This is a genomic window from Nocardia aurantia (assembly GCF_009604425.1).
Classification (GTDB): domain Bacteria; phylum Actinomycetota; class Actinomycetes; order Mycobacteriales; family Mycobacteriaceae; genus Nocardia; species Nocardia aurantia.
The window spans coordinates 624,932-641,723 of the sequence record NZ_WEGI01000002.1; the positions used below are offsets into that span (position 1 = coordinate 624,932).

Consider the following 16,792-nt stretch of genomic DNA (forward strand, 5'->3'; position numbering starts at 1 on the left):
ACGCAACAACCGCCGACAGTCGGCCGGGACAGGCCGAGGGTGAGGCGGGAGTCCGGATCCCTCGGCAACCGATCCGTCCACACTCCTCGCAACCGGCCCATAGGCGAAACCGGTTGACGCGTTTGATGTCACGCACCACGGCGATCCGGCCCCGATCATGTCCCGGCGACGATCCGGCCCCGATCACGTCCCGGCCCGGAAGAGACGCCGATGATCGGCCGGAGCCAGGCCGAGGGTGCGGTGGAAATGGTGGCGGAGGTTCACGGCGGTGCCGAAACCGGTGTCGGTGGCGATCCGATCCATGGTGTCGTCGGTGGATTCCAGTAGCAGGCGGGCGTGGTCGATGCGCTGGTGCAGCAGCCACTGCTGGGGGCTGGAACCGGTGCGGGCGCGGAAGTGGCGGGTGAAGGTGCGGCGTGACATCAATGCCACGCGTGCCCAGGTGTCGAGGTCGATCCGATCGTCGAGACGTGTTCGGGCCCAGAGCATCGCGTGTTCGATCGGATCGTCGTCGGCGGCGTCGGGGACCGCGATCGGGATGTACTGCGCCTGCGAACCGCCGCGATGCGGGGCGAGCACCAGAGTGCGGGCCAGGTCGGCGGCGACCCGGCTGCCGTGGTCGGATCGCACCAGGTGCAGGCAGCCGTCCAGGGCCGCGGCGACGCCGGCGGAGGTCATGATGTCGCCCAGGTCGGTCCACAGCCGGTCGGCGCGGACCCGGACCGCCGGGTGCGCGCGAGCCAGCTCGGCGGCCGCCGACCAGTGGGTGGTGACCTCCCGGCCGTCGGCCAGCCCGGAGGCGGCGATCGCCCAGGCGCCCAGGCACAGTCCGACCAGCCGCGCGCCGCGCTCGTGCGCCCGGCACAGTGCCGCCCGAATCGGCTGGGACAGTTCGGTTCCCGGGCTCCAGCTGGGGATCACCACGGTGTCGGCGGCCTCGATGGCCTCGAGCCCGTGCCGCACACTGATGTCGAAATCGCCGGGGGTGCGCAGGATTCCGGGACGTTCGACACAGGTGCGCAGCCGGTAGCGGGACTGCGGCTGGGCGCTGGTGCCGATCCCGCCGAACACCAGGCCGGGCACCGACAGGTGGAACGGGCTGATGCCCTCGAAGGCGAGCACGGCCACCTCGTGCGGGCGATCGGAGATCATGGCCCGATATTATCGGACAGCGGCCTTCGGGCCACTGTCGGCACTCCCGGCCGCCGACCAGGATCGACAACATGACCGACACCTCCACCACCGCGTTCGAACTGCTGCACATCGGCGGCCCGACGGTCCGCATCCGCTACGGCGGCCTCACCTGGCTCAGCGACCCGACCTTCGACGCGCCGCGCGACTATCCGGGCCCGATCACCCTGCACAAACTGAGCGGCCCGGCGATCCCGGCCGAACAGGTCGGGCCGGTGGACGTGGTGCTGCTGTCCCACGATCAGCACGCCGACAATTTGGATGTCTCGGGCCGCGAGTTCCTCACCACGGCCGGCACCGCCCTGTCCACCCCGGAGGCCGCGGGACGACTGAAAGATGTTCGGGGACTGGAGGAATGGGAGACAGTCCGGATCGCCGAGGTGACCGTCACCGCGGTTCCGGCGCTGCACGGCCCCGAGGGCGCCGAGGAATTCTCCGGTACCGTCACGGGTTTCGTGCTGCGGGCGGACGGGCTGCCCACGGTCTACCTCTCCGGCGACAACGCGTCGGTGGCGTACGTACGACGCATCGTCGAGCGCATCGGATCCATCGATGTCGCGGTGCTGCACGTCGGCGCCGCCAACGTGGGCCGGTTCGACGACACCGACGTCACCCTCAACGCCCGGACCGCGCTGCAGGCCGCCGAGGCGCTCGGCGACGCGGTGATCATCCCCGTGCACGCCGAGGGGTGGGCGCATTTCTCCGAGACCCTGGAGCACCTCGCGCGCGTCTTCGGCTACGGCGGGCGCACCGGGCAACTCCGGATCCCCACCGCCGGTGTGCCGCTGACGTTCTGAACGGCCGGTCCGCCCGAACCGTTCCGGGTGCGCGAATCCCGTGCCCGCACGGGGTGAATCGCCGTCCACGGTCGTGGTAACCGGCACCGATGTGCGCCACGATGGCCGCATGAGAATCGGGGTTCCACGGGAGATCAAGGAGCAGGAGGCCCGGGTGGCGCTGACCCCGGCCGGCGCCGGCGAGCTCGTCCGGCACGGGCACGAGGTGGTGGTCGAGGCCTGTGCCGGAATCGGATCCGGATTCACCGACGCCGACTACCTCACCGCCGGCGCGCGGACCCTGCCCACCGCCGACGAGGTGTGGCAGGCCGCCGATCTGATCCTGAAGGTGAAAGAGCCCGTCGCGCCGGAATATTCGCGGATGCGGCCCGGACTGGTGCTGTTCACCTACCTGCATCTGGCCGCCTCCCGGGCCTGCACCGAGGCCGTCCTCGCGTCGGGGATCACCGCGATCGCCTACGAGACGGTCCGCGGGCCGGAGGGCTCGCTGCCGTTGCTGGCGCCGATGAGCGAGGTGGCGGGCAAACTCGGCGCCCAGGTCGGGGCGTACCACCTGATGGCGCCGAACGGCGGCGCCGGGGTGCTGCTCGGCGGGGTGCCGGGGGTGCGCCCGGCGAACGTGGTGGTGATCGGCGGCGGCGTCGCCGGATCGAATGCCACGGCGGTGGCGGCCGGGATGGGTGCGCGGGTGACCGTGCTGGACACCAGCCTGCCGAAGCTGCGGCAGCTCGACGCCCGGTTCGGCGGCCGGGTCGTCACCATCGGCTCGAACGTCGCGGAGGTCGAAAGGGCCGTTCTCGCAGCGGATCTGGTGATCGGCTCGGTGCTGGTCCCGGGCGCGCGGGCGCCACAGCTGGTGCCGGACACCCTGGTGGCGCGGATGCGGCCGGGTTCGGTCCTGGTCGACATCGCCATCGACCAGGGCGGCTGCTTCCAGAGCTCGGTGCCCACGACGCACGCGAATCCGACCTTCCGCGTGGCGGATTCGCTGTTCTACTGCGTCGCCAACATGCCCGGCGCGGTACCGCACACCGCGACCGTGGCGCTGACCAACGCGACGCTGCCGTATGTGCGCACCATCGCCGACCGCGGCTGGCGGGCGGCCTGCCGGGCCGATCCGGGCCTGGCGCAGGGCCTGACCGCCGATGCGGGACAACTGCTCTCGGCGGAAGTGGCCGCCGCACACGGCCTGGCCGCCGGCTCCCCGGACGGCTTCGCCGCGGGCACCGGCTGACCAGTCGCGCACGGACGCCGGCCGACCGGCCGCTCAGGCCGACCGGCCGCTCACAGATACCAGTCCGGCTCCCACTCCGGCAGCTCGCGCAGCTTGTCCGGGTTGCGCACGATCTGGATCGCGCTGATCCGCCCGTCGTCGATGGTGAACGACATCACGCCGAGATGGCTGCCGTCGAACACCGCCAGGCCGGGCCGCCCGTTGACCAGCACAGTGCGGCCGGAGGCGTTGGTGCCCGCCCGGAACCAGCCGAAGAACAGCTTCGCGACCACCTCGGCGCCGCTGACCGGCCGCCGGATCGCGGGCACCTTGCCGCCGCCGTCGGAGATCAGGGTGACGTTCTCGTCCAGCACGCCCACCAGCGCGGACAGGTCACCGGAGCGCCAGGCCAGCGCGAACGCGGACACCACCTTCTCGTGCTCGTCGCGGCTGGCCGGGAACCGCGGCGTGCCCGCCTCCACATGCTTGCGCGCGCGAGAGGCCAACTGCCGCACCGCGGCCGGGGTACGGCCGACCACCTCGGCCACCTCCGGACCCGACATCCCGAACACGTCCTGCAGCACGAAGGCGGTGCGCTCGGCCGGCGACAGCGATTCCAGCACCATGAGCAGCGCGGTCGTGACCCGCTCGTCCTGGGTGACCCGATCGGCGGGATCGTCCCACGAGGTCACCTCCGGCTCCGGCAGCCATTCACCGACGTACTGCTCGCGGCGGGCCCGCGCCGAACCCAGCTGGTCCAGCGCCAGGCGGCCGGTGACGGTGCTGAGCCAGGCGCGCAGATTGTCGATCCGCTCGGTCGCCGAGCCGTTCTCGTGCCAGCGTTGCAGCCTCAGCCACGCCTCCTGCACGACGTCGTCGGCGTCGCTGAGACTGCCGAGCGTGCTGTAGGCCAGCCGGCGCAGATACGGGCGCAACTCCTCGAATCGGCGCGCCAGTTCTGTCCGCTCGATGTCGCCCACGATCGGCTCGGTCACGGCCACCACCTCTCCCGCATGCGATCCGCCCGGTTCCGCGGACCTTCTCACCATGATGACGACGTCGCCGCGGCGACTGTGACACGCCCGGCCGACTCAGGTCCGCGCGACGTCGCCGACGGGCTGGATGAGGCAGCTCAGGAACCGGTCGGGCGCACCGGCGTGCCGGACGGCATGCAGCTCGACCGGCACCCAGCCGCCGTCGACGGTCAGCAGCCGCACCGTCATCCGGCCGGATTCCTGCCGTCCACCGGCCAGTTCGGTCAGCACCCGCAGGTAGTCCTCGCGATCGCCGGGATGGATGAGATGACTGCTCAGCAGGTTGTGGTCGGACCGCGGCGGCGGCGCCGTGCCGTGCGAGGCCGGATGGTGCCGCCAGGCGATGCCGGGCAGCGGCGGGGTCAGCCATTCGATGATCTGCATGTTGCGCAGATCGATCAGCGCGGTGGTGCCGCCGAGCAGCGTGGCGGTGGTGTCGTGGTGGTGAGCGGGCAGCGCGAGGTCCGGTTCATGCCCGGCCTCCGCCCGCAGCAGCAGGCCGCGCAGCCGATCGGGGGCGTGGTAACGGAACCAGCCGTAGACCCGCGCGATGTCGCCGTCGGCCGTCAGCACTCGCATCGGTCCCTCCCATCCGGTGCCCGGCCGGGGCTCGAGCGCGGCCGCGATCAGCCGATCCCGGCCCTCACACTCCAGTACCCGGGACAAGAACCAGGCGCCGTGCAGCAGCGGGTGGCCGGCGGGCAGGACCGCGCCGCCGAGGCCGCCGCTGCGCAGCGTCCATTGAGGGCCGTGCCAGACGAAGACGTCCGCCGGCGGCGGATCGTCGCGCGGGGCGCCGGTCGCGCCGACCCACAGCCGCACGGCCGCCACCGCACCCTCGTACCCGGCGATCGGCACCGCGACGACGTCGAAGCCCGCACCGCGGATCAGGGCCCGGCGTTCGCAGGTCCGGCCGGAGTCCACCGCCTCGGCGATCGCGACCTCGGCCAGGGCGGTGAGGAAGCCGGGGCGGACGGCCCGTTGCAGCGACCGTTCCCGTGCCACGCCCTCGCCCGGGATGTGCCGGACGACCCGATCCGGGCGCGCGGCGTCGATCAGATACCACACAGTCTTCCCTCCCCGCACCGCACTTCTCCGAGCCCCCGAGCGCCCGCCTGTGAGTCTAGTAGCGGCGGCTGTGCGTATCGCCGGGCGGGCGTGGCAGACTGCCGGGCATGGGCGAGCATCCGGCACCGGTTGTGCGGTGCGGCAACCGGATTCGGCGGCATTCCGAGGTGCACGAACGGGCCGGGCGGCTGGCGGCGGCACTGGCGGCCGCCGGGGCGGGCCGCGGCGCGCGAGTGGCGCTGTTGCTGCGCAACGACATCGAGTTCCTGGAGGCGTCGCTCGCGGTGGCGGCCACCGGCGCGAATCCGGTGCCGATCAACACCGCGTGGACCGCCCCGGAGGTCGCGCACGTACTCGCCGACAGCGGTCCGCTGCTCGTCGTCGTGCACACCGAATTCGTCGGCGTGGTCGAGGGCGCGCTCGACATCGCGGGCGCCACAACGGGAGTCGTGGAGGCGGCGATGCCGCCGGAACTGCTCGCCGAGGCCGGGCTCGACGCGGCGCTCGCCCGGCCCACCGGCCGGCACCGCCTGCTCGAGGACCTGATCGCCGCCGAGCCGCGACCGCTGGGCCAGGTCGAGGGCGCGATCGCCGACTCGATGGGCCTGATCTACACCTCCGGTACCACGGGACGGCCGAAAGGTGTACTGCGCGAACGGCTCACCGCCGAGCAGCTGCTGTCGATCGCGGGTGCGACCGCCACCCGGATGGGACTGACCCCGCAGGCCGAGGTGCTGGTCGCCGGGCCGCTGTACCACACCAGCCCGAACGCCGTTGCGGTGCTGGCACTCCGGATGGGCGCCTCGATCACCGTGATGCCGCGATTCGATCCGCGGCGGTTCCTCGACCACGTGCAGCGGTATCGGATCACCCAGGCGAAGGTGGTGCCGACCATGCTGTCACGGCTGCTGTCGCTGCCCGCCGAGGTGCGCGCGGGCTACGACGTGTCGAGCCTGACCCACCTGATTCATTCGTCGGCGCCCTGCCCGCCCGCGGTGAAACGCGCCGCGATCGAATGGTTCGGGTCCGCGGTGCGCGAGTTCTACGGCTGCACCGAGGCGGGCACGATCACCTGGATCGACGCGGAGGAGTGGCTCGCTCATCCGGGCAGTGTCGGGCGGCCCGCCGACGGTTCCGCGGTGGTGGTCGCCGACGCGGCCGGACATCCGTTGCCGCCCGGGGAGATCGGCGACGTGTACGTCCGGGGCGCCGACTACTGGCCCGATTTCCACTACCTCAACCGCACGGGCGGCCACGACGGCCCGGTGCCCGGCCGGCTGTGCGTCGGCGACACCGGCTACCTCGACGAGGACGGATTCCTCCATCTCACCGGCAGATCCGCGGAGATCATCATCCGCGGCGGGGTGAACATCCATCCCGCCGAGATCGAGCACGCGATCATGGCGATTCCGGCGGTGGAGGATGTCGCGGTCTTCGGCATCCCCGACGCGGATCTCGGCGAAACCGTTGCCGCGCACATCGTCCCGCGACCCGGCGCCACCCTCACCCCGGCCGGCATCGCCGGGGCACTGCGCGAGCGCCTCGCGAAGTTCAAGCACCCCACCACGATTCGCATCGTCGCGAGCCTCCCCCGGGACGACGCCGGCAAACTGCGCAAACAATCGCTGCGCGCCGAGTACGCTCCCGGCCCCGGTACCGGCCGGTGATCCGCCCGGCCCGGCTAGGGTCGGCGGTATGAAGATCAGACTGGGTGAATTCGAGCCGCAGGTCGACGAGACGGCGTGGCTGGCGCCGAACGCGACCGTGATCGGCCGGGTGCGGCTCGGCGCCGAGGTCGGCATCTGGTACAGCACCGTGGTCCGCGCCGATGTCGAGGACATCTCGATCGGCGCTCGCACCAACATCCAGGACGGCTGCGCGCTGCACGCCGATCCCGGATTCCCGCTCGTCATCGGCGCCGGAGTGTCGGTGGGGCACAACGCGATCCTGCACGGCTGCACGGTCGAGGACGATGTGCTGGTCGGCATGGGCGCGACGGTGCTCAACGGCGCGGTCATCGGGACCGGCAGCCTGATCGCCGCCAACGCCCTGATTCCCGAGGGCGCGCGGATCCCGCCGGGCTCACTGGTGGCCGGCGTACCGGGCAAGGTCCGCCGGGAACTGGGACCCGCCGAGATCGACCGCATCCGGCTCAATGCCGCCGTCTACGTGCACAACATCGGCGCGCACCGGGACGCCGAGGTGATGTGAAAGAGCCCACACCGGGCTGCGGAGTGGACACATTTTGTTAACATTTTCGCCAACGTGCCCGGTGGAGCGGCCGATGACCTCGGTGCGGCGCACGCGCGACCCGAGCCCGCGCGGAATTCCGGGCTCGTTCGCGGGTGAGCAGGAGGTACCACGGTGGCGTACGAGCAGTCCGGTATGCACCGACCCGCCGGGCGGATCAGCGTGGCGGACATCGCCGCGGAGCCCGGTGGCATCGAGGCGCTGCGGCGCCGAGTCCACGAATTGCGCGCGCGGGGCATCGACTTCGCCGCCAATGCGATCGAGCGGGAGATGGTCGCGTTCGACCTGAACGTCGCCAACCGTCCCTGACATCGTCACGCGAGCACGCGTCCCCCGGATCGGCCGCGAGTCGATGAGATACTGATCGACACCCTTCCGCGCCGGGTCGCTGCCCCGCGGACCGAATGCGACATGGAGACTCGATGCCCACCGTTCCACCCATCCTGGCGCGCATCCTGGAGAAGCCGCGGGCCGACGGCGAACAGCTGCTGGAGAGCGCGCTGTCGGCGTTCCTGGACTTCGGGATCAAGCGCACCAGCATGGGTGAGATCGCGCGGCGCGCCGGCATCAGCCCCGCCACCCTGTACCGGCGGTTCGAATCCAAGAACGACCTGGTCGAGGCGGTCGGGGTGCGGGAGGCGCAACGGTTCGTGGCGGCGATCGAGGAACGAGCCGCCCGGATCACCGGCGGCTCCGGCGTCGACGAGCTGGTGGAGATCTTCGCGTCCTTCACGACCCTGCTCGCCCGCAACGAACTGCTGCAACGACTGCTGCGCACCGAACCCGAGCTGATCCTGCCGCGGCTGACCGTCGACGGCGGTCCCGTGCTCGAGGTCGGCCGCATCTACCTCGCCGAGAAACTGCGCGGTCTCCAGGAATCGGATACCGCACTGGATTTCGACCCCGACCTCGTCGCCGAGGTGCTGGCGCGCCTGGCGCAGTCGCTGATGCTGACCCCGGAGGGGCGGATCCCGCTGCGCGACGAATCCGCCGCCCGTGAATTCGCCCGCCGCACACTGCTGCCCATGGTCGGCGTGCGTTCGTCCTGAGCGCGACCCGGATTCACCCGGGCAGGCCGAAAGCGGCCGCGACCAGTTCGTCGAGCGCGCCGGGATCCGGTTCCGCGCCCTCGATCAGGTCGCGGACCAGGACGGTGAGCGCCTCGGCGGCCGGGGTGGACGGATCCGGAACCGGCAGCCGCGTCACGTACTGGGTGATCCACCGGCGTCGTCCCGAGTACAGCCGGTTGCCGCAGACGGCGTCGTAGAAACGCAGGCCCAGCGCCGAATTGGCCACGCCCATCAGCAGATACGCGAACCGGTCCGCCTCGGCCGCCGAGCCGTGCAGGTCCGGCACCGAGATCCAGTAGCAGTCACCGTTGACGATCGCGCCGCTGCGGTCGAACGCGAACCGCGGCGCCACGCTGATGTCCGGGAACACCAGTTTCGGCGACCGCCACAGGTGCGGCCGCTGCGGCACCCAGATCTCGAACCACTCCCGGCCCCCGCCCACCACGTAGTCACGCGCGGCGAGGACGTCCTTGTGCGTGGCCAGATAGGCTGCGGTGCAAGGGAATTCGGAGAGGTCGACGGGCGTGCGACGGGTCCGGGTGACATCGTAGGGATAGAGCACCCGGGTCGGCCGCCCGCGGGTGATGCGCCACGGAGTCAGATCGTGGTGAGTGAGCAGGTCGAACAGCAACTCCGCCTCCGGTTCCGGCCGCACCTCATGCCACCGATCGGAGATGAACACCCGATCCGCGGTGGTCTTGATTCCCACCCGGATTCGCGCCAGCTCCCCGAAACTGTGCCAGGTTCCGGCCGCGATCCGCCGCAACCAGGCATCGGTATCCGGCTGCGACAACCGCCACGGGATACCGTTCGAGCCGTCGGCCGCCGTGGCGCGCTCGGCCGCAACCGATCCCGCGGCCCCGCAGTCCAGTGTGCCGACCTGGACCGCGATGACCCGGCCGTCGTGCCGAACCACGGTGTCGCGGTCGGCGTTCAGTGCGGTGAACAGGTCACCGGCCCGGCCGGTTGTCGCCGGGAGGGTCCGCGCGGCAACAGGATTCGGGCCGCGGTCGCCGGCGGTCCGCGGCAACGTTCGCGCGGCGGTATCCGCCGACGCCTCGTACGCGGCGACGTAGCGACAGCTCCGGGAACCGCTCGTCCCCGGCGGCGGACGCACCGCGATGGTGACCGCGGGCAGCACCGCCGCCTCGAACAGTTTGGTGTCGCCGAGATCGTAGAGCTCCACCGGGATCAGGTCGCGGCACAGCAGCGCGCGCAGATTCGCCCCCGCCTTGGTGGTGAGAAACCGGTTGGCGCACAGCAATCCGAGCACCCCGCCGGGCCGGAGCAGGCGCGGCACGCTGGCCACGAAGGGATGGGTGAGATCTATCCGCCCCGTGAGCCCGAACCGATCGCGCAGCAGCCGCGCCGTCCGCGCACCGAGTTGCTGGGTCCGCACATACGGCGGATTGGTGATCACCACGTCGAACTGCTCGTCCGCCAATTTCTCCGCGGCGTACAGAAAGTCGCCGACCTGCCAGGTCACGTCGAGTTTCGCGGCCCGCTCGCGCGCCACCCGCACCGCCGCCGGATCCAGATCGTAACCGGCGGCCCGGACCGGCAGGCCCGGAAACCGTTGCGCCACGGCATCTCCCAGTGCCAGCAGCAACTCCCCGTCACCACAGGCCGGGTCCAGGATGCGCAGCGTCTCCCCCGGAACCAGATGCGTCAGCAGCCGATCGGCCAGGAATCGCGCGAGCCGGTCCGGGGTGTAGTGCCGCCCGTGTCGTTTGCGCACACCGGCCCCGTCGAGCTCCCTGCCCGCCCGCCGGTCGATTGCTGGCCCACCCCAGCCATCCATATCCGCATTGTGCCCGTTCGAACCCGGTTTCCGGGGCAGGTCCGCCCATCACGGTCCGACCGGTTCCGGCGCGGCCGCGAATTTTCCGGCAGACTGCGTGCGTGGGCTCGGAGATTTCGGGGGCGGGACCCCGCAAGAGATGGTGGCGGCGGCCGGTCATCCGGCGGGTGACGATCGGACTCACGGTGATCGTCGTGCTGCTGGCGGCGGTGGTCCTGGCGGCGGACGGCTGGGTCCGCTCGCGGGCGGCCGGCCGGGAGTACACCGCGACGACCGTGCCGCCCGCCGATGTGGCGCTGGTGCTCGGCGCGCAGGTCTACGCCACCGGGAATCCCTCCCCGTATCTGGCCGCGCGGCTGGACCTCGGCCGCGCCCTGCTCGAGACCGGGAAGGTGAAGGCGCTGCTGCTCAGCGGCGACCACGGGCAGTGGTCCTACAACGAGCCCGACGCCATGCGCCGCTATCTGATGAACAGGGGCGTACCGGCGGAGAAGATCGCGGTGGACTACGCCGGCTTCGACACCTACGCGTCCTGTGCGCGGGCGTACCGGATCTTCGGGGTCCGCAGAGCGGTCGTCGTCACCCAGGACTTCAGCGTGCCGCGCACGGTCGCGCTGTGCCGTGCGGTCGGAATCGAGACCACCGCGGTCGGCGATCACAGCCAGCCGCACAACGGCACCTACCGCCGGATCTGGCTGCGCGACCAACTCGCCGACACGAAGGCGGTGTATTCGATCGTCGCCCGGCCCGATCCGGTGCTCGGCGACCAGGAGACCACCGTCCGCGACGCGATCGCCGCCGACGGTGGCTGATCCGATCCTCAGCCGATGCTGAACGGCCTGCCCCACAACGTCTGTGAGCCGTCCATGACGTTGTCGTGGACGGTCACCGTCGTGTAGGCGCGGGCCTCCGCGGCGCCGGCGCAGCCGTCGATCGACAGCGCGTGGTCCACATACTGCGTGATGCCGTCGGTGCCGGTGAAGGTGTAGGTCTGCACCTGTTTGGTGGTGACCGACCCCGGTTTCAGGTGCAGCGACATGTTCGGATCCCCGTACGGCGAGAGACCGTTGCCGTCGACGCCCACGCCGAGATCCCCGGTGCCGACGGTCAGCCCACCGCCGCCACCTCCGCCGCCGTAGCCGCCGCCGGACCCGCCGCCACCGCCGGCATCGCCGCCCCCGGAGTCGCCGCCACCGCTCTGGTCGTCGCCCTGGTCATCGCCGGGCTCACCCTGGCCCTTCGCGCCACCTTTGCCCGGACCGGCGGACTGCCCCGCCGAATCGCCACTGCCCTCGGCATGCACCCCGCTGCCGAGATCGACCTGGCAGCCGAGCAGATATCCGGTCTCGATCCGGCCGCCGGTCACCTTGACCCCGTCCGGCGCCGCCACATGCACCGAGGTCACCCCGGAGACCCACGCGTTGCGCGACAACGGATTGTCGGCGATCGAGGACGAGATCGTCGCGTGTTCCCCGCTGCGGTCCACGTCGATGGTCAGCCCGTCCCGGGTGTTCAACTGAATATGCCCGTCGGGCAACGCGACCTGGGTGTCGGCGTGCGCCGCGCCGCCGGCGGCGATCAGCATCGGCACGCTGGCGAATGCCACGAATACCGAGCTCAGGGCACCTCGCATGGCGGGCTTCCGCTTTCCTGTGCCGGGTCGTCCCGGTTCGTCGATGAGGGACACGGCGCTCATCCGATACTGAAGGGCAGGCCGTACAGGGTCACCTCGGCCGAGCCGCGGTCGTTCTTCACGGTCAGGGTGCTGAACGCCCGCGCCTGCGCGTAACCGGCACAACCGCTGACCTGGACCGCACGCTCGCTGTAGGCGATACCGACCGCGTTCGCGGCGGGATCGAGCTTCTTGGTGTCGAACTTGACCGTCGCGACCCCACCCGGCACCAGGTTGATGTTCGGATAGATCTCGGGATAGGCCGAATTCGGGGAGATGTAGATGTCACCGCCGAGCGACACGCCGCCGGAGAGATCGACCTGACACCCGACCACGTACCCGGTCACGAGCTTGCCGGAGGTCGCGCCGTCGACGGTCGCGTACACCGTGGCGGACATGCCGGCGGTCCGGGACAGTCCGTTGGACGCGATCGACGGCGAGACCACCGCGTGTTCGCCGGAGCGCGTGAGATCGACCCGAACCCCCGTCGCGGTGGTCAGGGACTGCTCGCCGTCCGGCAGCGGCACATACGTATCGGCCTGCGCCACCGGCGAATCGACCGCGGCGGCGACCACGCAACCCAGCAGCATCGCGGCAAATCCCAGCCCCGCACCGGCGGCCCTGCGGCCGCCGGACTCATTCACCCTCATCAGTTACCTTCATCGGTCGGAACCATCGATACTGCAGCAAACGCGGCTCACGCTCGCATCCACAAGTAAACGGAAGCTGTCAGCCGGCTGCGCGTCCGCCATGAATGCCGCGCGGTGACCGAGAATGCCATTCTCGCTGGATGGTATGACTATTACACCGAGTCAGGAAGTGAGACGACAGCATGGCCATCCATTACGAGGCACAAGGCCGCACCGCACTCATCCGTATCGACAATCCCCCGGTCAACGGACTCGGGCACAGCACGCGCGACGGCATCGTGTCCGGGCTGCGCCGGGCCCTGGACGACTCCGGCATCGATGCGATCGTGCTCACCGGCGGTAACGGCTTCTTCTCCGCCGGCGCCGACATCACCGAATTCGGCACCCCGAAGTCCACCGCCTCGCCGACGCTCAACGAGGTGATCGCCGCGCTCGACGCCGCGGACAAGCCGGTGGTGGCCGCGATCGAGGGCACCTGCCTCGGCGGCGGCCTGGAATTGGCCCTGGGCGCGCACTACCGGGTCGCGACCACCGGCAGCAAGCTGGGCCTGCCCGAGGTCAACCTCGGCCTGGTGCCCGGCGCCGGCGGCACGCAGCGGCTGCCGCGCGCACTCGGTTTCGCGACGGCCGTCGACATGATCACCACCGGCGCCCCCCGCACCGCCGGCGCGCTCGCCGCCCTCGAGGGTCAGCGACTGCTGGACCGGGTGGTCGAAGCCGACGCCGTCACCGCGGCCGTCGCCTTCGCCGGTGAGATCGCCGCGACCCGCCCGCTGCCCCGGGTCCGCGACCTGACCGCCACCGGCGATCCGGCCGCCGCCGCACCGCAGCGCGCGGCGCTGGTCAAGCGCAGCCGGGGCTTCCTGGCACCGGTCGCCGCCTTCGATCTGGTCGCGACCGCGGTGACCACCCCCTTCGACGAGGGCCTGGCCGCCGAGCGCGCCACCTTCACCGAACTCGTGGCCGGTGACCAGTCCGCCGCCCTGCGGCACGCCTTCTTCGCCGAGCGTGCGGCGCGCAAGATCCCGGGCATCGGCGCCGACGTCCGGCCGCGCCCGGTGGCGAAGGTCGGCGTGCTCGGCGCCGGCACCATGGGCGGCGGCATCGCGATGAACTTCCTCAACGTCGGCATCCCGGTGACCATCCTGGAGACCGCGCAGGAAGCGCTGGATCGCGGACTCGGCGTGATCCGGCGCAATTACCAGGTCCAGGTCGACAAGGGCAAACTCGCCGCGGACGCGCTGGAACAGCGCATGGCCCTGCTGACCCCGACCCTGGACTACGCCGACCTGTCCGACAGCGACCTCGTCATCGAGGCGGTGTTCGAGGACATGGACGTCAAGCGCACCGTCTTCACGAAGCTCGACGAGGTGGTGAAGCCCGGCGCGATCCTGGCCTCCAACACCTCCTCGCTGGACCTGAACGCGATCGCCGCGGTCACCGGCCGGCCCGAGGACGTCGTGGGCCTGCACTTCTTCAGCCCCGCGAACGTGATGAAGCTGCTGGAGATCGTGCGCGGCGACCGCACCGCCGACGATGTGCTGGTGACCGCGATGGCCCTGGGCCAGCGCATCGGCAAGGTCGGCGTGATCGCCGGCGTCTGCGACGGATTCATCGGCAACCGGATGCTGAACAACTACCGCACCGCCGCGTTCGCACTGCTGCGCCAGGGCGCCACCCCGGCCGAGATCGATTCCGCCATCGAGGGTTTCGGCTTCGCGATGGGCCCGTTCCGGGTGGCCGACCTGGCCGGCAACGACATCAGCTGGGCGATCCGCAAGCGCCGCTACGCCGAGCATCCGGACGTGCCGCGCGAGGAGATCGCCGACTCCCTGTGCGAGCTGGGCCGATTCGGCCAGAAGACCGGCGCCGGCTGGTACGACTACAACGGCCGCGACCCGCAGCCCAGCCCGGTCGTCGCCGACCTGCTGGCGTCGTACCACGAGAAGCACGGCACCAAGCCGCAGACCTTCGAGCCGGACGAGATCGTGCAGCGGCTGGTGCTGGCGCTCACCGACGAGGGCGCTCGCATCCTCGAGGAGGGGTTCGCCCAGCGCGCCTCCGACATCGACGTGGTCTACCTCTCCGGTTACGGCTTCCCACGGCACCGCGGCGGGCCCATGTGGTACGCGGACCGGGTGGGCCTGCCCACCGTCGTCGCCGCGCTGCACCGCTACCACGAGGACGAGCCGGGCTGGGCGCCCGCGCCGCTGCTGGCACGCCTGGCCGCCGAGGGCGGCAGCTTCGAATGATGTTGTGGCAGTAGTGTTCTCGGCACAGCCCGAAGCGGGCCGTCGAACCGGAACCGCGGGCCGGGTGGCCACCGACCACCCGGCCCCCGCCGCTCACTTCCTGTCCGCCACCGCCGGCGATCCCCGTTCCGGGCCGCCGCGGTGCCGGATCCGACTCGGCCGGTTTCGTTGTCCGGCAACCCTATTACCGCAAACGATGGCGCTTAAATAGATGAGCGCTTACTCTCTTGTAGGTGGCCGCACCGGCGCGAGGCGATGTGCGGTGCTCGCGAGAGAGGACTCCCATGCCGACGAACGCCGCACTCGACCGACAGTCCCTGCCGTTCCTGACCGGCGACCCCAAGCGCCTGCTGATCGGCGGCGAATGGGTCGAATCCGCTTCCGGCCGAACGTTTCCGAGTATCGACCCGTCCACCGGCGCGACGATCGCGGAGATCGCGCAGGCCGACCCGGACGATGTGAACCGCGCGGTGGCGGCCGCGCGGGCGGCGTTCGAGGGCCCCTGGCGGTCGCTGACGCCGGCGGCGCGGCAGTCGATCATCTGGCAGGTCGCCGACGTCATCGAGGCGAACGCGGCGGAACTGCGGCGGCTGGAGGCCGTCGACATGGGCATGCCGATCGGCCGCGATCCGGGCGCGGGGGCCGACAAACTGGTCGAGGTGCTGCGCTACTTCGCGGGCTTCGCCACCAAGATCCACGGCCGCACCCTGCCGAACTCGATGCCGTGGCAGATCCTCACCTACACCTCGCACGAACCGGTCGGCGTGGTCGCGTCGATCATCCCGTGGAACAGCCCGATCAACAACGTGCTGTGGAAGCTGGCGCCGGTGCTGGCCAGCGGCTGCACGATGGTGCTCAAACCCGCCGAGGAGGCGAGTCTGGTCGCGCTGCGCATCGGCGAATTGCTTTCCGGGACGGACCTTCCCGACGGCGTGGTCAACATCGTCACCGGCTTCGGCGAGGCCGGCGCGGCGCTGGTGGAGCACCCCGGCGTGGACAAGGTCGCGTTCACCGGCTCCACCGCCACCGGCCAGGCGATCGTCCGCGCGTCCGCGGGCAACCTGAAGCGGCTGACTCTCGAACTCGGCGGCAAGTCACCGGATGTCGTGTTCGCCGACGCGGACTTCCGCCGCGCGGTACCCGGCGTCGCGATGGGGGTGTTCGGCAACTCCGGGCAGGCGTGCTGCGCCGGCACCCGAATCTTCGTGGAACGCCCCATCTTCGAGGAGTTCGCGGCGGCGCTGACCGCCTATACCGCGAAACTGAAGGTGGGCCCGAGCCTCGACCCGCAGACCCGGATCGGCCCGCTGGTGTCCCAGGCCCAATTGTCCCGGGTCACCGGCTATCTCGACATCGGCCGGGAGGCCGGCGCCCGGGTGCTGGCCGGCGGCGCCCGCCTCACCGACGGCGATCTCGCCAACGGCTACTTCGTCCCGCCGACCCTGCTGGCCGACGTCACCGACGATATGGCGGTGGTCCGCGAGGAGATCTTCGGGCCGGTGGGCTGCCTGCTGCCGTTCGACACCGTCGAGGAGGTCGCGGCCCGGTCCAACGACACCGAATTCGGTCTGGCGGGCGGCATCTGGACGACCAACCTCGGCAACGCGCACCGGCTGGCCGCCCTGATGCGCACCGGCACCGTCTGGGTCAACACCTACAACCTGTTCGACCCGGCCGTCCCGTTCGGCGGCTACAAGATGAGCGGCTGGGGTCACGAGAACGGTCCCGACGCCCTCGGGCAGTACCTCACCACCAAGGCCGTCTGGGTCCGCACCGACTAGACCGGCGCTCCAC

Annotated in this window: 15 protein-coding genes; 9 read left to right on the forward strand and 6 right to left on the reverse strand. The window is 71.0% G+C overall.

Annotated features, from left to right (window positions below; translation table 11 throughout):
- Positions 1-183: 183 nt before the first annotated feature.
- The gene (locus NRB56_RS06220) at positions 184-1,152 is read right to left on the reverse strand and encodes a GlxA family transcriptional regulator (RefSeq protein ID WP_153339462.1); all 969 of its coding nucleotides are present in this window, start codon (positions 1,150-1,152) and stop codon (positions 184-186) included.
- 71 nt (positions 1,153-1,223) lie between these two features.
- Between NRB56_RS06220 and NRB56_RS06225 the strand changes: the two genes are divergently transcribed.
- On the forward strand, positions 1,224-1,988 hold the full coding sequence (locus tag NRB56_RS06225) for an MBL fold metallo-hydrolase (protein ID WP_153339463.1): 765 nt from the start codon (positions 1,224-1,226) through the stop codon (positions 1,986-1,988).
- Between the two features lie 109 nt (positions 1,989-2,097).
- Positions 2,098-3,222: an alanine dehydrogenase gene (gene ald, locus NRB56_RS06230; protein ID WP_153339464.1), complete on the forward strand. Its 1,125-nt coding sequence runs from the start codon at positions 2,098-2,100 to the stop codon at positions 3,220-3,222.
- Between the two features lie 50 nt (positions 3,223-3,272).
- On the opposite strand, the gene sigJ is transcribed toward ald, so the two are convergent.
- Both sigJ and NRB56_RS06240 read right to left on the reverse strand, forming a co-directional pair.
- Complete coding sequence (gene sigJ, locus NRB56_RS06235; RefSeq protein ID WP_319942619.1) at positions 3,273-4,202, reverse strand: RNA polymerase sigma factor SigJ; 930 nt, start codon at positions 4,200-4,202, stop codon at positions 3,273-3,275.
- Positions 4,203-4,292: 90 nt separating this feature from the next.
- Complete coding sequence (locus NRB56_RS06240) at positions 4,293-5,303, reverse strand: GAF domain-containing protein (RefSeq protein ID WP_319942620.1); 1,011 nt, start codon at positions 5,301-5,303, stop codon at positions 4,293-4,295.
- Between the two features lie 107 nt (positions 5,304-5,410).
- On the opposite strand from NRB56_RS06240, the gene NRB56_RS06245 reads away from it, so the two are divergent.
- From NRB56_RS06245 to NRB56_RS06260, 4 genes are all read left to right on the forward strand, one after another.
- Complete coding sequence (locus NRB56_RS06245) at positions 5,411-6,970, forward strand: AMP-binding protein (RefSeq protein ID WP_153339466.1); 1,560 nt, start codon at positions 5,411-5,413, stop codon at positions 6,968-6,970.
- A 28-nt stretch (positions 6,971-6,998) separates the two neighbouring features.
- Complete coding sequence (locus NRB56_RS06250; protein WP_153339467.1) at positions 6,999-7,514, forward strand: gamma carbonic anhydrase family protein; 516 nt, start codon at positions 6,999-7,001, stop codon at positions 7,512-7,514.
- Positions 7,515-7,667: 153 nt separating this feature from the next.
- A complete protein-coding gene (locus NRB56_RS06255) occupies positions 7,668-7,862 on the forward strand; it encodes a hypothetical protein (RefSeq protein ID WP_019928429.1) in 195 nt (64 codons plus the stop codon).
- Positions 7,863-7,975: 113 nt separating this feature from the next.
- Positions 7,976-8,602, forward strand: a complete 627-nt coding sequence (locus NRB56_RS06260) for a TetR/AcrR family transcriptional regulator (RefSeq protein WP_153339468.1) — start codon at positions 7,976-7,978, stop codon at positions 8,600-8,602.
- Between the two features lie 13 nt (positions 8,603-8,615).
- Here the strand turns inward: NRB56_RS06260 and NRB56_RS06265 are convergent, their stop codons facing one another.
- Positions 8,616-10,424: an Eco57I restriction-modification methylase domain-containing protein gene (locus NRB56_RS06265; RefSeq protein WP_153339469.1), complete on the reverse strand. Its 1,809-nt coding sequence runs from the start codon at positions 10,422-10,424 to the stop codon at positions 8,616-8,618.
- A 167-nt stretch (positions 10,425-10,591) separates the two neighbouring features.
- Between NRB56_RS06265 and NRB56_RS06270 the strand changes: the two genes are divergently transcribed.
- Positions 10,592-11,236 carry a SanA/YdcF family protein gene (locus NRB56_RS06270; protein ID WP_319942621.1) on the forward strand — a complete coding sequence of 215 codons (645 nt, stop codon included), beginning with the start codon at positions 10,592-10,594 and terminating at the stop codon, positions 11,234-11,236.
- Positions 11,237-11,244: 8 nt separating this feature from the next.
- Here NRB56_RS06270 and NRB56_RS06275 read toward each other — a convergent pair whose 3' ends face one another.
- Complete coding sequence (locus NRB56_RS06275) at positions 11,245-12,057, reverse strand: MspA family porin (RefSeq protein WP_194290736.1); 813 nt, start codon at positions 12,055-12,057, stop codon at positions 11,245-11,247.
- Between the two features lie 59 nt (positions 12,058-12,116).
- A complete protein-coding gene (locus tag NRB56_RS06280) occupies positions 12,117-12,746 on the reverse strand; it encodes an MspA family porin (protein WP_153339471.1) in 630 nt (209 codons plus the stop codon).
- 182 nt (positions 12,747-12,928) lie between these two features.
- Here NRB56_RS06280 and NRB56_RS06285 point away from each other — a divergent pair, with 182 nt between their 5' ends.
- Positions 12,929-14,998: a 3-hydroxyacyl-CoA dehydrogenase NAD-binding domain-containing protein gene (locus NRB56_RS06285; RefSeq protein WP_153339472.1), complete on the forward strand. Its 2,070-nt coding sequence runs from the start codon at positions 12,929-12,931 to the stop codon at positions 14,996-14,998.
- Between the two features lie 284 nt (positions 14,999-15,282).
- Positions 15,283-16,779, forward strand: coding sequence for an aldehyde dehydrogenase family protein (locus tag NRB56_RS06290; protein WP_153339473.1), 1,497 nt, complete (start codon positions 15,283-15,285; stop codon positions 16,777-16,779).
- Positions 16,780-16,792: the final 13 nt, after the last annotated feature.